The organism is Mesorhizobium sp. DCY119 (assembly GCF_003590645.1).
GTDB lineage: Bacteria > Pseudomonadota > Alphaproteobacteria > Rhizobiales > Rhizobiaceae > Mesorhizobium_M.
Genome location: NZ_CP031834.1, coordinates 3,213,702 through 3,229,030, shown reverse-complemented (window position 1 = coordinate 3,229,030; position 15,329 = coordinate 3,213,702). Strand labels below are relative to the sequence as shown.

Sequence of the window (15,329 nt, the reverse complement as noted above, 5' to 3'; positions counted from 1 at the left end):
TTAACCATGGAGCCGCCGGTCCGCAGCGAAAGCTTGTCTTTTGGATTTGTGCGGTGATGATGGTCCAGGGGGCATGAATACACTGAGGATGGCAAATGCAACGGCTTGCGATCTGTGTAATGCTTGCAGCGGGTGCTGCTATTTCTGGATGCCAGAGCAACTCTACCGGTCAAGACTTTCAACGGCCTTGTTCGCCAAGGGCCGAGGAAGCCTTAATGTGCGGATCACCGGCCAATTCGATACCAGTGATCGGCCCCAAACTCTTAAGCTAGAGCAAAGACGGGATTCGGGGGCAGGGCGCCTGCTGCCCGAATCCTGTCATATGCCGCAGGATTCACGTACGACTAAAACGCTATCGGTGCAGGCTGAGCCCAAAGCGGCAAGGTCGATTCCCATAGGCGAGTTTGCACCCTTATCGAGAATCACCGGCGATATCATGAGATTGATCACCTTAAGCAGCAGGTAGCCGCATCGGGATTCTGCGAAGCCTGGGTAGTTTCAACAATTATATGAAGAAAGTGGCTCCCCGGGCCGGATTCGAACCAGCGACCAACCGGTTAACAGCCGGTTGCTCTACCACTGAGCTACCGGGGAACAGCGGCTCGTTTGAACGAGGGTGCCTATAGCAAACCAAATTCAGCTTTGCAAAGCGCCAATCTGCATTTTTCATGGAATAATATGCCCGGCGCCTCGCAATTGCGACGGAAAGCCTCATATGTGGGCTTCCGGCCGGGATTTCGGTGGATATGGAAGACGGCAAACGACCCATGACAGAGCAGGCGAACCAGTCGAGCAAGACGCCCAGGCGCGTGATAACCGTGTTTGGCCGCGAAATAAAAATGCCGCAGTCGCGCAACAAGCGCGTGGCGATCGGCGTGGGGCTGACTTTTCTAGGCCTGCTCGGCTTCCTGCCGATTCTCGGCTTCTGGATGGTCCCGCTCGGGCTTCTGGTGCTGTCCTACGAATTCGCGCTGGTCAGGCGTTATCGCCGCCGCGGCATCGTCTGGTGGGAGCGGCGGCGCAACAACCGCTCGCGCTGAAACCCGGCGTGCCGCTTTTCGTCTTCGATTCGATCTTTCCAGGTTAGCGCCGAGGGTCAGGCAGCAGGATCGTGCGCCAAGCCTTCATTCTATCGGTCCGGAAAGGCAAAACTCTCGTTTGTCGGCATTCCAGACCAGATTGAATAGCGCCTCCGGATTTTCCTTCCATATCTCCACTGCCTGGCGGTCGACCCGTATTTTACGGCCGTTTACCAGCACGGTTCTTGCGGTTTTCGTCTTGCCGACGTCGTCGTAGGAGATTTCCATCGCTCCCCCTTTTCTTGTCCCTCCCTTATCCTTGAGCGGCGCGGCCGATTGCCGCTATTAAATTAGACACATTGAAACAAAGAATGTTCCGCTTGCGCTGCCGGCCTCATGGCTCCTGCTGCTGGCAGCTCGGCTGGCCTTTGAACTCGCGCGACATGCAGCCATATTCGTCGAATTTGCCGGCGGTATCGCGAACCGCCTTGGCTGCGCCGCAGCCGCACAGGGCAAGGGCGAGCAGAATTAGGATTACCGGTTTCAAGGCCTGATCTTTCTCTTCATTCGATTGAGGCGTTCAACCTTACTGTGGGGCGGCTGATCTCTGCTTTCCACGCCAGGTTGAGGCGCTTTAAGGAAATTTCAGCATTTCGGCGTCAAAAGTTAATCGATTGCGCTTGAGGCATGAAGCCTTGGCTCGTCTTTTTCGGTGCATCGTGTCATGAGGAACGAGCGCGCCCATGGGCCTTGGCGATGTCTCCGACCTTATCGAACAGCAGCGTTGCCTTGCAGATATTGCAGCAATCCACACCGCAGACGCAGTCGGCTGCCGACAAGCCATCGACCGCGCATGACGTTCTGGCCATTACCGGAGGTGTCTCGAACACTCAGACATCCGGCGGGCGCAGCGCGATTTCGCTGGCCCAGGCCAGAATTTCCGAATCCTACTTCAGCGTGCACTACGTCGATACCGAAAAGATGAAGGTCCGGCTCTACGAGCGCGCGGGGCAGGCATTGGGAATTGAAATGGCCGATTTCGATTCGTCGGCTGCCTATGGCACCGCGATCAAGCGGGCGTTCCTGGAGTTGAAGGTGCAGCCCGGCAGTGACGAGGCCATTGCCGAGATCGAAAAGAATTTGGGGCTGGATAAGCTCGGTATCTCCCTATGGGGTCTCATCAAGGCGATTCTGGACCCCGCCGGGGAGGACAGCGCCAAGCTGGACAAGGCGCTCAAGAAACTAACCGGCGAAGACGCCAAGGGCGATCAGGACGATTCCGATCAAAAAGCAGCGCTCGACCTGTTCCGGTCGGACGAAATCGGAATTTACAGCTTCTGATCGGACATCGCGTATCGGCTGGTTGCCGCCGCGATAGTGTCCTGCTCTCGCTCGGCGCGCGCACCGGCCTGTCCGATACCTCGCACTGAGAGCCGCTAAACTCTTATTCAGAATGCCGCAGAGGATTTTGTTCGGAATGAACCTTCCTCGCTTGACGGCAATTTGCCCGCAACCTATTGAAGCGGCGTAGAACGCCGGCAGCGGCGAGGCCTCGTGGCGGAGTGGTTACGCAGAGGACTGCAAATCCTTGCACCCCGGTTCGATTCCGGGCGAGGCCTCCAATCTGCCACACCGGCCGCCATACGCGGCTACAGCGTTCACGCGAAGTGAAACGCGCAAGCTTGCGCCGAGACGGGTTGTTTTGGGCATGGACACTGATTTTTCCGAACAGCGCGTGAAGATGGTCGACGGCCAGGTCCGCACCACCGACGTGACCGACCAGGCTCTGCTCGACGCCATGCTGTCGGTGCCGCGCGAAGCCTTCGTCGGCGCCAACCGCCGCAACCTCGCTTACATCGACGAGCATATCGAGATCGCCGCTCCCGCTTCCGGCCAGCCGGCGCGTTACCTGATGCAGGCTTCGCCCTTCGCCAAGCTGGCGCAGCTCGCCGAAATCCACCCGAGCGACTTCGTTCTCGATGTCGGTTGCGGCACCGGCTATTCGTCGGCGGTTCTGTCGCGCCTGGCCAGCTCGGTCATCGCACTGGAAAGCGACCCGGCGCTCGCGCAGAGCGCGACATCGACGCTGGCAAATCTCGGCTACGACAATGTCGTCGTCGTCCAGGGCGCGTTGAACCAAGGCCATGGCGCCGAGGCGCCTTATGACGTGATTTTCGTCGGCGGAGCGGTCGAAGAGATCCCCCAGATGCTGTTCGATCAGCTGAAAGAGGGTGGCCGACTCGTTGTCGTGGAAGGGCAGGGCAATGCCGGCATCGCCCGTCTGTTTTTAAAGACTACTGGCATTGTTGGCGGCCGACGTGCATTTAATGCGGCAATTCGGCCACTGCCGGGATTCGAACGCATCCGCGCATTCGAATTTTGAGCCGGAAAGTCTTGCGACTGTCGCGACATCGTGGTGGCTTAGTGTTTGGACCATCGTTGCTGAGTCCTGTGCGTATTCGTGTGGGTATTTGGCAGGGGGCGTGAGTCGGATCGTGTTGGTAAGGCGCAATGCCTGAATTGACCGATGTGACGCCCGCAGAAACGAATGAGGGAATAGTCGTGTCGTTTATACGCAAAGGCATTTTCACTGCCGTATTTTTGTCGGCCACCGCGCTGTCTCCGATAGCCGCTTCCGCCGAAACCATTCTCGGCGCACTTTCCAAGGCCTATCAGTTCAATTCCTCGATGAATTCGAGCCGCGCCGGCCTGCGCGTTACGGACGAGGGCGTGGCGATCGCCAAGTCGGGTTACCGCCCGATCGTCCAGGGCTCATCGAGCCTCGGTTACGCCTCGACGAGGGACGTCAACAGGCAGTCGACCGCCAGCTTCGGCATCACGATCAGCCAGACATTGTTCGACGGCTTTCAGACCAAGAACAATGTCGCAGCCGCCGAATCGCAAGTGTTCGCCTCCCAGGAAAACCTGCGCAACACCGAGATGAACACGCTGTTCAGCGCCGCACAGGCCTATATGGACGTCATCCGCGATCGCCAGATCGCCGTGCTGCGCGAGCAGAACCTCAAATTCCTGGCCGAACAGGTACGTGCTGCCAAGTCCCGCTTCGATGTCGGCGAGGGCACGCGTACCGACGTTGCGCAGGCCGATGCCGCGCGCTCGCTGGCCGAGGCTCAGCTGGCCTCGGCGCGCGCCCAGGCAGCGGCGAGTGCCGCGACCTATCGCCAGATCGTTGGTGATGAACCGGGCAAGCTGAAGGCTGCTTCGCCGCTTTCGAAAATGCTGCCCAAGAGCCTCGACCAGGCGTTCGGCCAGGCCTCGGCCCAGCATCCGGCAATCCTGTCGGCGGAGCATCTTGTCGACGCCGCCGGCTTCTCGGTGAAATCGGCCGAAGGCGCGCTGCTGCCGCAGATTTCGGCGTCGGCGGGCGTTTCGCACAGCTACAATCATACCACCGGCATCCTTTCGGGGACCGGGCTGAACGGCGACAGCACGACCAATAGCGACACCGCGCAGATCGGTGCTTCGATTACTGTTCCGATCTACTCCGGCGGCCGTACGTCGGCTCTGGTGCGGCAGGGCAAGGAATCGCTGGGCCAGGCCCGCATCCAGGTCGATGTGTTCCGCGATCAGGTCCGCGCGGCGGTAACGTCAGCCTGGACCTCCTACATTGCCGCTCAGGAAAGCGTCGCCGCAAACCGTTCGGCCATCGCCGCTGCCCAGCTTGCGCTGAACGGCGTCATCGAGGAGCGCAATGTCGGCCAGCGCACGACGCTGGACGTGCTCGATGCCCAGCAGGACGTCATCAACGCACAGATCAATCAGGCCAACTCCGAAAATCAGGTTGTCGTCGCGAGCTACGGCATTCTGCAGGCCACCGGCCAGCTTTACGCCAAGCGGCTCGGCCTTCAGGTCACCGAGTACAAGCCGGAAGAGCACTACAAGGCCGTCAAGGACAAGTGGATCGGCCTGCGCACGCCGGACGGCCGCTGATTATCGTTCCATTCCGGTTCCTGCCGGTTTTCGAGAGGCGCCCTTGCGGCGCCTCTTTCGATTCCGGCGCTGTCTATCCTGTTGAAATCGCCTGGGCGTCGACTTTGGGGATTCTCCAAGGTCGATCCGTCCGCTACCCTAACCGTTGATTCGAATTCCTGCGGCCTAAGCCAATGGAATCGTTAATTTTGGTCACAAGGGCGGCGGATGTGACGATGGCACAGGCAAGCAGCGTACAGCGCGAACCTTCGATGGAAGAGATTCTGGCTTCCATCCGCAGGATAATCGAAGACAGCGACACCGTCCGAAAGAGCGCCGACGAGATGGCAGCGCTTGGAGACGACATCGATCTAGCCCCCGTCGACAATGCGGTGATTGAGGTCGATGCGTTTCGCGCCGAACTGCGCGCGGCTCGTGCGGTTCCCGAGCCCAAACCGCTGTCCATGGCCGAGGTGCAGGCGCAGATCGCGGATGAAGCGCCGCAGGACAAAGAAATTGAACAGCAGCCCGCCGAGTCTGTGGCTGTTGCCTATGCTGAGCCCGAAGTGAGCGAAGCGCCGGCTGAGACGCCGGTTCTGGCAGAGCCTGAGTGGAATGCGCCGCAAGCGGCCGAAGCACCTCAAGCCGCCGCATCGCAGCCGAATTACGAAGACGAACTGGACGCGGCTCTGGACGAGCTTACGGTGGAGCAATCTGTTGCGCCCGCAGTTCAATCGCCTTCGCCGTCGTACAGTGCCTATGAGCCGGTTTCGACATCGAAGCCCGAGACTGTCTCCGCCGCACCCGATATCGCCCGTCCGGCGATCATTTCCGAGCATGCCGGCCGTCAGGTTGCAGCCGCGTTCGGCGAGTTGTCGGAAGCCTTTGCCGCCAGAAGCCGCAAGACCTTCGACGAAATGGCCGAGGAGATGATGCGGCCCATGCTGCAGGATTGGCTCGACAACAACCTGCCGACGCTGGTCGAACGCCTCGTGCGCGAGGAAATCGAGCGCGTCGCGCGCGGGGCATAACCGCGCCATTGCATTTGCCGGAAAGATCAAGCATCTAATCGATCGATGCGCCATCGCCTTTGACTGACTGAAGCCGATCTTATCCCGCTTCGTCTAATGGTAGGACACCGCCCTTTGACGGCGTGAATCGTGGTTCGAGTCCATGAGCGGGAACCACAACATGTCTGGGTGATCCTCCGGGCCTGTAGGAAAGATTTTCGCCAGATTTCCTGCTAACCAATTGTTTTCCTTCACTTTGAACATTTTTTCACGCCCGATCTTTCCCCACCCCAAGACACTTCCCGCATAATCCCCGCATCGCTCCTGCGGGACCGGGTCTGGAACCGGGATCAAGGGGGAGTGGCGGTGACCTCCCGCCCTGGTGTGGTAGCCAGGGACCCGAGGGCCCGACACAGGCCGGCGTGGAACGAGCACGGCGCAAATGCCTCTGCCCAAAACCATGCGGAGAACCCGCGGCGTCTTGTCCATGGAATGTACATGGAGCGGGCGTTGTGACCGGCCGACTTCGGGACAGACACCGAGCGGGGCGCGGAAGTCGCGCCACGTACTAAACATTAGGAAGGCACGGCCAAGCGCCCCGCTTCCCGATCTTTGACAATGGCCAGACGGTGAAAACCGGGCGTGGCGAAGATGAAGTGTGCCAGCGTCCACCTCCCCCTTGAGGGGAGGTCGCGGACTGAGCGAAGCGAAGGAAGCGGGTGGGGTCATCTCGGCAGCGCTCGACGCAAACGAACGTCGAGCAGTGGCGACCCCACCCGCCGCTGCGCGGCGACCTCCCCTCAAGGGGGAGGTAAGCCTCAGCCCACTGTTGACTCGCAATGCCCCTTCCGATTTACACCGGGACAACCTATTTCCGGACAAATCGGATCACTTTCCCATGCTTGAGAAGACCTACGACGCAAAAACCGTCGAGCCGAAAATCGCCAAACGCTGGGAGGAGGCCGACGCGTTCCGCGCCGGGGCCGGCTCGAAGCCGGGTGCGGAAGCCTTCACCATCGTCATTCCGCCGCCGAATGTGACTGGCTCGCTGCATATGGGTCACGCGCTCAACAACACGCTCCAGGACATTCTGGTGCGCTTCGAGCGCATGCGCGGCAAGAACGTTTTGTGGCAGCCGGGCATGGACCATGCCGGCATCGCCACGCAGATGGTGGTCGAGCGCCAGTTGATGGAAAAGCAGATCCATCGCCGCGACATCGGCCGCGAGGAGTTCATCGAAAAGGTCTGGGAGTGGAAAGCCGAATCCGGCGGCGCGATCTTCAACCAGTTGAAGCGCCTCGGCGCTTCCGCCGACTGGTCGCGCGAACGCTTCACCATGGACGAGGGCTTGTCCAAGGCCGTGCTCGAAGTCTTCGTCACGCTCTACAAGCAAGGCCTGATCTACAAGGACAAGCGCCTTGTGAACTGGGACCCGAAATTGCTGACCGCTATTTCCGACCTGGAAGTCGAGCAGCACGAGGTCAACGGCAATCTCTGGCACTTCCGCTACCCCGTCGAAGGCGTTGCCTACGACCCGGAAAACCCCGCGACCTATGTCACGGTGGCTACGACACGCCCGGAGACCATGCTTGGCGACACGGCCGTCGCCGTTCATCCCGAAGATGAGCGCTTCAGCAAGCTCGTCGGCAAGAACGTTATTCTTCCGCTGGTCGGGCGCAAAATCCCGGTCGTCGCCGACGAATATTCCGATCCGGAGAAGGGCACAGGCGCGGTCAAGATCACACCGGCGCACGACTTCAACGACTTCGAGGTTGGCAAGCGTCACAAGCTGCGCGCGATCAACATCCTGACCATCGAAGCGGCGGTAAACCTCAGGGATAATGAGGACTTCCTCGAAGGTCTTGATTCAACGCCCGAGCTTGCCGCCACCATCGAGGCGCTGCACGGACAGGACCGCTTCACCGCGCGCAAGAAGGTCGTCGAGATGATGGAGGCGGGCGGCTTCCTCGACAAGATCGAGCCGCATCGCCACACCGTGCCGCATGGCGACCGCGGCGGTGTGCCGATCGAGCCGTTCCTGACGGACCAGTGGTACGTCAACGCGGCCGAAATGGCCAAGCCGGCGATCGCCTCGGTGCGCGAAGGCCGCACCAATTTCGTGCCGAAGAACTGGGAAAAGACCTATTTCGACTGGATGGAGAACATCCAGCCCTGGTGCATTTCGCGCCAGCTCTGGTGGGGTCATCAGATCCCGGCCTGGTACGGCCCTGATGGCCGCGTCTTCGTCGAGAAGACCGAAGAGGAAGCGCTGGGCGCTGCGATCGAATATTACCTGGCGCTGGAAGGCCCCTGGAAGGGCTGGGTCGAGGACAAGCTTGAAAACTTCAAGCCGGGCGAAATCCTGACCCGCGACGAGGACGTGCTCGACACCTGGTTCTCGTCGGCCCTGTGGCCGTTCTCCACGCTCGGCTGGCCGGATGAGACGCCGGAGCTGAAGACCTATTACCAGACCGACGTTCTGGTCACCGGCTTCGACATCATCTTCTTCTGGGTCGCCCGCATGATGATGATGGGCCTCCATTTCATGGAAGAGGAGCCGTTCCACACCGTCTATGTCCACGCGCTGGTGCGTGACAAGAACGGTGCCAAGATGTCGAAGTCGAAGGGCAACGTCATCGACCCGCTCGAACTGATCGACGAATACGGCGCCGATGCGCTGCGTTTCACGCTGTCGATCATGGCGGCGCAGGGCAGGGATGTGAAGCTCGACCCGGCCCGCATCGCCGGCTACCGCAATTTTGGCACCAAGCTGTGGAACGCCACGCGCTTCGCCGAAATGAACGGCGTTGCCCGCAACGACGAATTCTGGCTTCAGGATGCCAAGCTCACCGTCAACCGCTGGATACTCACCGAGCTTTCCCGCGCCACCCGCGAGGTCACCGACGGCATCGCCTCCTATCGCTTCAACGAGGCGGCCGGAGCGGCCTACAAGTTCGTCTGGAACCTGTTCTGCGACTGGTATCTGGAACTGCTGAAGCCCGTCTTCATGGGCGAGGACGAGGCCGCCAAGGTCGAGAGCCGCGCGGTCGCTGCCTTCGTACTCGACGAGATCTACAAGCTGCTGCACCCCTTCATGCCGTTCATGACGGAGGAACTGTGGGCGCATACGGCGGGCGAAGGGCAGGAGCGGCCGACGCTTCTGTGCCTGGCTGCATGGCCGTCGCCGGAATTCGAGGACGCCGAAGCTGCAGCCGAGACCAACTGGCTGGTCGATCTCGTCTCGGGCATCCGCTCGGTGCGGTCGGAAATGAACGTGCCGCCGGCGGCGATCGCACCGCTGGTGATCGTCGGGGCCAATGACACGACGAAGGCGAGGCTGGAGCGTCACGATTCGGCGATCAAGCGGCTGGCGCGCGTCGGTGCGGTGAGCCATGAGGAGGCAGCGCCCAAGGGTTCGGCGCAGATCGTCATCGGCGAGGCCACCGCCTGCCTGCCGCTCGGCAGCCTGATCAATCTCGAAGCCGAAGCCGCCCGCCTGCAGAAGGAACTGGCCAAGGTGACCGAGGAGGTCGCGCGCATCCACAAGAAGCTCGCCAACGAGAAATTCGTCGCCAACGCGGCTGCCGAAGTGGTGGCGGCCGAGCGCGAAAAGCTTGTCGAATTTCAGGAGGCGCAGGAGAAGCTGAACGTCGCTTTGGCGCGCGTTCGTGACGCAGGGTAAGGGCACTTCGGAGGCTGATTCCTGGATGCCGCCTGAGGCGGCATCTGCCCCGAAATGGGGCATAACGCAGCGTCATGTTTTCACATCTTTGCCACTTTTTGCCCTCTTGTTGCCATAATGTTACAATTTGGCAATATGGGGCCGAAAAGCCTCGATTTCGAGCGTTTTTAGCCGGTTTCGACCCCATTTTGTGAAAAAATTCCCACAAAACGAGGCTGTTTTAAGCCTTTTTGTGGATGGTCACCTTCCTTTTACGTAAGCCTTAACCTCCCTCGAAAGGTTCACGTGTAAAAACGTGGTTGCGCCTGCTGAGGGAAATAGTTCTAGCTTGTTTCACGTACTTCTTGGGGAGGAATACCTGATGAAAAAAGCGCTACTGAAATCGGTCCTCGGAGCCGGCTCTTTGATGCTCGCGATCGTAGGATCGGCGAGCGCTGGTGGCCTCGAGCGCGGGGGCTACAACATCGATCTTCTTTTCGATACTTCGCGGTTCACCGGCGAAGTTTCCGGCACGTATGTCATGCCCGATCGTAAGCTCAACAATGTGCGCGATATCAACCCGGCTAACGGCATCGGATCCAATGGTATCGGCGGTGGCGCGACGAACGACGTCAGCGAAACCGAGGATTACTGGGTGCCGCGTATCGGCTTCAAGGCTGGCATCGGCGAGTCCATCGACTGTATGGCCGACTATTCGCAGCCCTGGGGTGCGCATTCCAATCCGGGGGCCAACTGGATGGGCGCGAACGACAACATCGAGACGAAGATTGACAGCGACAACTACGCTGCGACCTGCTCTTACAAAATGGATGCCGGTAAGGGCCAATTCCGCGTGCTTGGCGGTGTCTTCTATCAGGAAGTCAGCGGTTTCAAGGAACGTTTGGTTGCTCCCGTTCCAACGATTACCGGTACCACGGCTTTCGGCAATGGCGTCGGCCGTCTCGATCTCGAGGATAGCGGTGTTGGCTGGCGCATCGGTGCGGCTTACGAAATTCAGGAAATCGCCTTCCGCGCAAGCCTGGTCTACAACTCGGCAGTGAAGCTGGACGGTCTTTCGGGAACGCTGGATTTGACGCAGATTCCCGGCTTTATCAGCCCGACCAACCCGCTTCTTGGTCGTGTGACGGATATATACGGCTCAGCAACGATGCCGGAATCGGTTGAATTCAAAGTTCAGTCGGGCATCGCACCGGATTGGCTCGCTTTCGGCTCTGTGAAATGGGTCAACTGGAGCCGCTTGCAGACAGTTGATCTCTGCCCTGTTGGCGTCAGTGCTTCGCTTTGCTTCCCAGGCAGCCCGTTTGTCGCGACCTCGCTTGATTTGCTCTATCGCGATGGCTGGACGGTTTCCGGCGGCATCGGCCACAAGTTCAACGATCAGTGGAGTGCAGCGGGTAGCATCACCTGGGATCGTGGAACCACGACCGGCCTCAGTGCCCAGACTGACACCTGGACCTTCGGCGGTGGCGTCGCCTACACGCCGACCCAGAACGTCGAACTGCGCCTTGCCGGTGCCCTGGGCATTCTAACCAGCGGTTCTGCCGGCCCTGTGACCTCAAACGGCATCAACTATGGCGAAGAGGTCACCTACGACTTCGACAACGATCTTGTCAGTGCCATCTCGGCCTCGTTGAAAGTCAAATGGTAACTCATTGGAAACAATGATCGAAAGAGCCGGGCGCATGCCCGGCTTTTTTGTTTTGGATGAGGAAAATTCTTAAGCCGGCAAGCGCAAGCTCTGCCGGCTTTTTGATGCTGGTGGGGGCCGCGGCATGGTTAACGACGTCATACCGTTTGTGATGTTTCTGCAACACTCTCCGGTGAAGCATTGGGCTACAACGGGCCGGGCACAATTCGCCTAGTTCCCGCCATAAACCCGGAGCACCTCAGAGGTGTCTTCGGGCAGCATATTAGAAGCTGTGCGGAGAAACCGCGCTGGGGCGGCAAGGACAGGAATGGACGCAAAGGTAACCTCGAAAGCGAAACTGCCAAGTCGCTATGTGACCGAAGGGCCGGCGCGCGCGCCGCATCGGTCATATCTCTATGCGATGGGCCTTTCGCAGAAGGAGATTGCCCAGCCTCTGGTCGGCGTCGCAAGCTGCTGGAACGAGGCTGCCCCCTGCAATATTTCGTTGATGCGCCAGGCGCAGGTGGTCAAGAAGGGCGTCGCGGCTGCCAACGGCACGCCGCGCGAATTCTGCACCATCACCGTCACCGACGGCATCGCCATGGGCCATCAAGGCATGAAGGCCTCGCTCGTTTCGCGAGATGTCATTGCCGACAGCGTCGAACTCACCATGCGCGGCCATTGCTATGACGCGCTCGTCGGCCTTGCCGGCTGCGACAAGTCGCTGCCGGGCATGATGATGGCGATGGTGCGGCTCAACGTGCCCTCGGTCTTCATCTATGGCGGCTCGATCCTTCCCGGCAGCTATCGCGGCCGCCAGATCACCGTTCAGGACGTTTTCGAGGCGGTCGGCCAGCATTCGGTCGGCGCGATCTCGGATGACGATCTGCTGGAGGTCGAGCAGGCGGCATGTCCGTCGGCCGGCTCCTGCGGAGCGCAATTCACCGCCAACACCATGGCGACGGTGGCCGAGGCGATCGGCCTTGCGCTGCCATACTCCTGCGGTGCGCCGGCGCCTTACGAAATGCGCGACCGTTTCAACTTCGCCTCGGGCGAAAAGGTCATGGAACTGATCGCCAGGAACATTCGCCCGCGCGACATCGTCACGCGCAAGGCGCTGGAAAATGCGGCAGCCGTGGTTTCGGCCACCGGCGGCTCGACCAACGGCGCGCTGCATCTGCCGGCGATCGCCCATGAGGCCGGCATCGAGTTCGACCTGTTCGATGTCGCCGAGATCTTCAAGAAGACGCCCTACATCGCCGATCTGAAGCCCGGCGGAAAATATGTCGCCAAGGACATGTTCGAGGCTGGCGGCATTCCTCTGCTTATGAAGACGCTTCTCGACCACGGCTATCTGCATGGCGATTGCATGACCGTGACTGGCCGCACTTTGGCCGAAAATATGGAACATGTTGCCTGGAACGACAGTCAGGACGTGGTTCATCCGGCCAACAAGCCGATCACGGTGACTGGCGGCGTTGTCGGCCTGAAGGGCAATTTGGCGCCTGAAGGTGCGATCGTGAAGGTGGCGGGCATGTCGGAGCTGAAATTCTCCGGTCCGGCGCGGTGCTTCGACTCGGAAGAAGAATGCTTCGAGGCGGTGACCCATCGCAGCTACAAGGAAGGCGAGGTTCTCGTCATCCGCTATGAAGGCCCGAAAGGCGGGCCCGGCATGCGCGAGATGCTGTCGACGACAGCCGCGCTTTATGGACAAGGCATGGGCGGCAAGGTTGCCCTGATTACCGACGGGCGCTTTTCGGGCGCGACGCGCGGCTTCTGCATCGGCCATGTCGGTCCGGAGGCTGCAATCGGAGGCCCAATCGGCCTTCTCGTCGATGGCGACATCATCACCATCGACGCCGTGAACGGCAGTCTCGATGTGGCGCTCTCCGATGAGGAATTGGCCGCCCGGGCGAAGAAATGGAAACCGCGCGAGACCGACTATCAGTCCGGCGCGATCTGGAAATATGCGCAAACGGTAGGCTCGGCACGCTATGGCGCCGTGACCCATCCGGGCGGCGCGAAAGAAACACACTGCTATGCTGACATCTGACGTCGTGAGAACAACCATCCTGTTGGCCATCGTAGCCGCAACGACCTTCGGCACCGCCGGGGGCGCGATGGCGTTCGACGACAAGGTTTTTGATGACAACGGCGCGGTGAAGGCCCAGTCCAGCCCGTGGGCAGTGTTCCAGTTCGGCTTCTCGGCCTACAAGAGCGGCCACAAGGACCAGGCCGTCGAGGCCTATCGCTATGCTGCCGAAAACGGCCAGATCGGCGCCAGCTGGAAGCTTGCGCGCATGTATGCCGAGGGTGACGGCGTCGACCGCAACGATTTCGAGGCGTTCAAGTTCTTCAGCGAGATCGTCGAGCAGGACGTCGAGCCCGGCAGCCCCGAGGAAAGCTATGTTTCGGACGCGCTGGTCGCGCTCGGCAACTATCTGCAGAAGGGCATCCCGGGCAGCCCGATAAAGGCGAACAAGGTTGCGGCGCAGGAATATTTCATGCGCGCCGCCGCCAACTATCGCAATCCCAACGCCCAGTTCGAAATGGGCAAGATGTTCCTGAAGGGCGAGGGCGGCGTGAAGGCCAGCGTGCGTCAGGCCGGGCGCTGGTTCCAGCTTGCCGCCGAAAAGGGCCATGCCGGCGCGCAGGCGACGCTCGGCAACCTGCTGTTCCAGTCGGGCAAGGTCGTGCGCGGGCTTGCGATGATGACGGCTGCACTCCAGCGCGCAGCGCCTGCCGATCAGCCGTGGATTCGCGGCATGCAGGAAGAGGCGTTCGCGCTTTCCGGTGAATCGGATCGCCGCACCGCGATTGCGCTCGCCGAGGATATTCTCACCAAGGGTGATACCGGGCAGCAGTAACGGGCGCTAGCCGTTCGCGTCCGTAGATGCCGAAGGCTGCGTAAGAGGCAGCGCGCGGTGCTCGCCAAAACTCTCCGGCGGCTGTGAAATTGACCCAGCGGGCGTGGACAGGTTCAGAAGCTCTGCTTGCGGGCAACCATCCGAGACTTTCTTCCAGGCCGAGTTGTTGAGAACCATGTCGCAGCGCGCCAGCTGATTGCCGTTGGGCAGTTTCAGGCAGGCCAGTTCGCCATGATGATAGACCTTGCCATTGGCGAGGCACTGGCAATCAGCCAAAGCCGCAGTCAGCGACGAAGCGAGTATCGCGGCTGAAAGCAGGCATGCGCGTGGCAACTGCATCGCCGCATATTAGCACTTGCCGAAACCCAACGCCACAAAGGGAATGGTCAGGCTGGCTGGAGCGCCAATTCGGCTGCCACCGGCACATGGTCGGACGGCTTTTCCCATGCCCGGACATGCTTTTCGATCGAGGCGGAAGAGAAGCGGTTGGCGGCTTCGGGCGACATCAGCAGGAAATCGATGCGGATGCCGTTGTTCTTCTGCCAGGCGCCGGCCTGGTAGTCCCAGAATGTGTAGGTATCGGGCGCGTCGGTCACGGCGCGAGTGGCCTCGGTGAAGCCGAGGTTGAGGAGCCGCCTGAAGGCCTGACGGGTTTCGGGCTGGAACAGCGCATCGCCGAGCCATGCCTCGGGATTGCGGGCGTCGATCGGTTCGGGAATGACATTGTAGTCGCCGCACAGAAGCAACGGCTCCTCGAGGAGCAGGCGTTCCCCAGCCCATTTCTCGAGCCGCGCCATCCACGACAGCTTGTAGGGGAATTTTTCGGTGTCGATGGGATTGCCGTTGGGCAGATAGAGCGAGACGACGCGCAGCACACCCTTGTCGGTCGAGAACACGCCTTCGATGAAGCGCGCCTGTTCGTCGCTATCGTCGCCGGGCAGGCCGCGATTGACCTCATCGAAACGCAGCTTGGACAGGATGGCGACGCCGTTGAAGCCTTTCTGGCCATGCGTTTCGACGTGATAACCAAGCGCCTCGATTTCGGAGCGCGGAAACTGGTCGTCGACCGACTTTATCTCCTGCAGGCAGACGATGTCGGGATCGCTATCCTTCAGCCACACCAGCAGGTTGCCGATGCGAGCCTTGATGCCGTTGATGTTCCAGGTAACGATTTTCATGAAAATCACGCGAGAA

General features: G+C 60.4%; 13 protein-coding genes and 3 tRNA genes. 11 read left to right on the top strand and 5 right to left on the bottom strand.

Annotation, left to right across the window (positions count from 1 at the left end):
- Positions 1-519: 519 nt before the first annotated feature.
- Positions 520-594, bottom strand: a tRNA-Asn gene (locus DZG07_RS15800).
- 173 nt (positions 595-767) lie between these two features.
- On the opposite strand from DZG07_RS15800, the gene DZG07_RS15795 reads away from it, so the two are divergent.
- On the top strand, positions 768-1,040 hold the full coding sequence (locus DZG07_RS15795) for a hypothetical protein (RefSeq protein ID WP_091911843.1): 273 nt from the start codon (positions 768-770) through the stop codon (positions 1,038-1,040).
- Positions 1,041-1,124: 84 nt separating this feature from the next.
- On the opposite strand, the gene DZG07_RS15790 is transcribed toward DZG07_RS15795, so the two are convergent.
- Positions 1,125-1,307 (bottom strand): hypothetical protein, encoded by a 183-nt coding sequence (locus DZG07_RS15790; RefSeq protein WP_119818502.1) that lies wholly within the window; start codon positions 1,305-1,307, stop codon positions 1,125-1,127.
- Positions 1,308-1,413: 106 nt separating this feature from the next.
- Positions 1,414-1,566 (bottom strand): hypothetical protein, encoded by a 153-nt coding sequence (locus DZG07_RS23900; protein WP_162931634.1) that lies wholly within the window; start codon positions 1,564-1,566, stop codon positions 1,414-1,416.
- 209 nt (positions 1,567-1,775) lie between these two features.
- Between DZG07_RS23900 and DZG07_RS15785 the strand changes: the two genes are divergently transcribed.
- The 10 genes from DZG07_RS15785 (at position 1,776) to DZG07_RS15735 (ending at position 14,135) form a co-directional block, all read left to right on the top strand.
- A complete protein-coding gene (locus DZG07_RS15785; RefSeq protein WP_119920273.1) occupies positions 1,776-2,360 on the top strand; it encodes a hypothetical protein in 585 nt (194 codons plus the stop codon).
- 207 nt (positions 2,361-2,567) lie between these two features.
- A tRNA-Cys gene (locus DZG07_RS15780) sits at positions 2,568-2,641 on the top strand.
- A gap of 86 nt (positions 2,642-2,727) precedes the next feature.
- Entirely contained in the window at positions 2,728-3,402 is a 675-nt protein-coding gene (locus DZG07_RS15775; protein WP_119818496.1) for a protein-L-isoaspartate O-methyltransferase, read from the top strand.
- Positions 3,403-3,581: 179 nt separating this feature from the next.
- Positions 3,582-4,970 carry a TolC family outer membrane protein gene (locus tag DZG07_RS15770; protein ID WP_091912252.1) on the top strand — a complete coding sequence of 463 codons (1,389 nt, stop codon included), beginning with the start codon at positions 3,582-3,584 and terminating at the stop codon, positions 4,968-4,970.
- Positions 4,971-5,185: 215 nt separating this feature from the next.
- Positions 5,186-5,980 (top strand): DUF2497 domain-containing protein, encoded by a 795-nt coding sequence (locus DZG07_RS15765; RefSeq protein WP_119818491.1) that lies wholly within the window; start codon positions 5,186-5,188, stop codon positions 5,978-5,980.
- Between the two features lie 82 nt (positions 5,981-6,062).
- A tRNA-Gln gene (locus DZG07_RS15760) sits at positions 6,063-6,136 on the top strand.
- A 721-nt stretch (positions 6,137-6,857) separates the two neighbouring features.
- Positions 6,858-9,641 (top strand): valine--tRNA ligase, encoded by a 2,784-nt coding sequence (locus tag DZG07_RS15755; RefSeq protein ID WP_119818489.1) that lies wholly within the window; start codon positions 6,858-6,860, stop codon positions 9,639-9,641.
- Between the two features lie 361 nt (positions 9,642-10,002).
- A complete protein-coding gene (locus DZG07_RS15750) occupies positions 10,003-11,289 on the top strand; it encodes an OmpP1/FadL family transporter (RefSeq protein ID WP_091911834.1) in 1,287 nt (428 codons plus the stop codon).
- 307 nt (positions 11,290-11,596) lie between these two features.
- Complete coding sequence (gene ilvD, locus DZG07_RS15740; protein ID WP_119818483.1) at positions 11,597-13,321, top strand: dihydroxy-acid dehydratase; 1,725 nt, start codon at positions 11,597-11,599, stop codon at positions 13,319-13,321.
- Positions 13,308-14,135 (top strand): tetratricopeptide repeat protein, encoded by an 828-nt coding sequence (locus DZG07_RS15735; protein WP_119818481.1) that lies wholly within the window; start codon positions 13,308-13,310, stop codon positions 14,133-14,135. Before ilvD ends, DZG07_RS15735 begins: the two co-directional genes overlap by 14 nt.
- 6 nt (positions 14,136-14,141) lie before the next feature.
- Here DZG07_RS15735 and DZG07_RS24110 read toward each other — a convergent pair whose 3' ends face one another.
- Together DZG07_RS24110 and xth are read right to left on the bottom strand one after the other, a co-directional pair.
- Positions 14,142-14,468, bottom strand: coding sequence for a hypothetical protein (locus DZG07_RS24110; protein ID WP_197716862.1), 327 nt, complete (start codon positions 14,466-14,468; stop codon positions 14,142-14,144).
- Positions 14,469-14,521: 53 nt separating this feature from the next.
- Positions 14,522-15,313: an exodeoxyribonuclease III gene (gene xth / locus DZG07_RS15725; protein WP_091912250.1), complete on the bottom strand. Its 792-nt coding sequence runs from the start codon at positions 15,311-15,313 to the stop codon at positions 14,522-14,524.
- Positions 15,314-15,329: the final 16 nt, after the last annotated feature.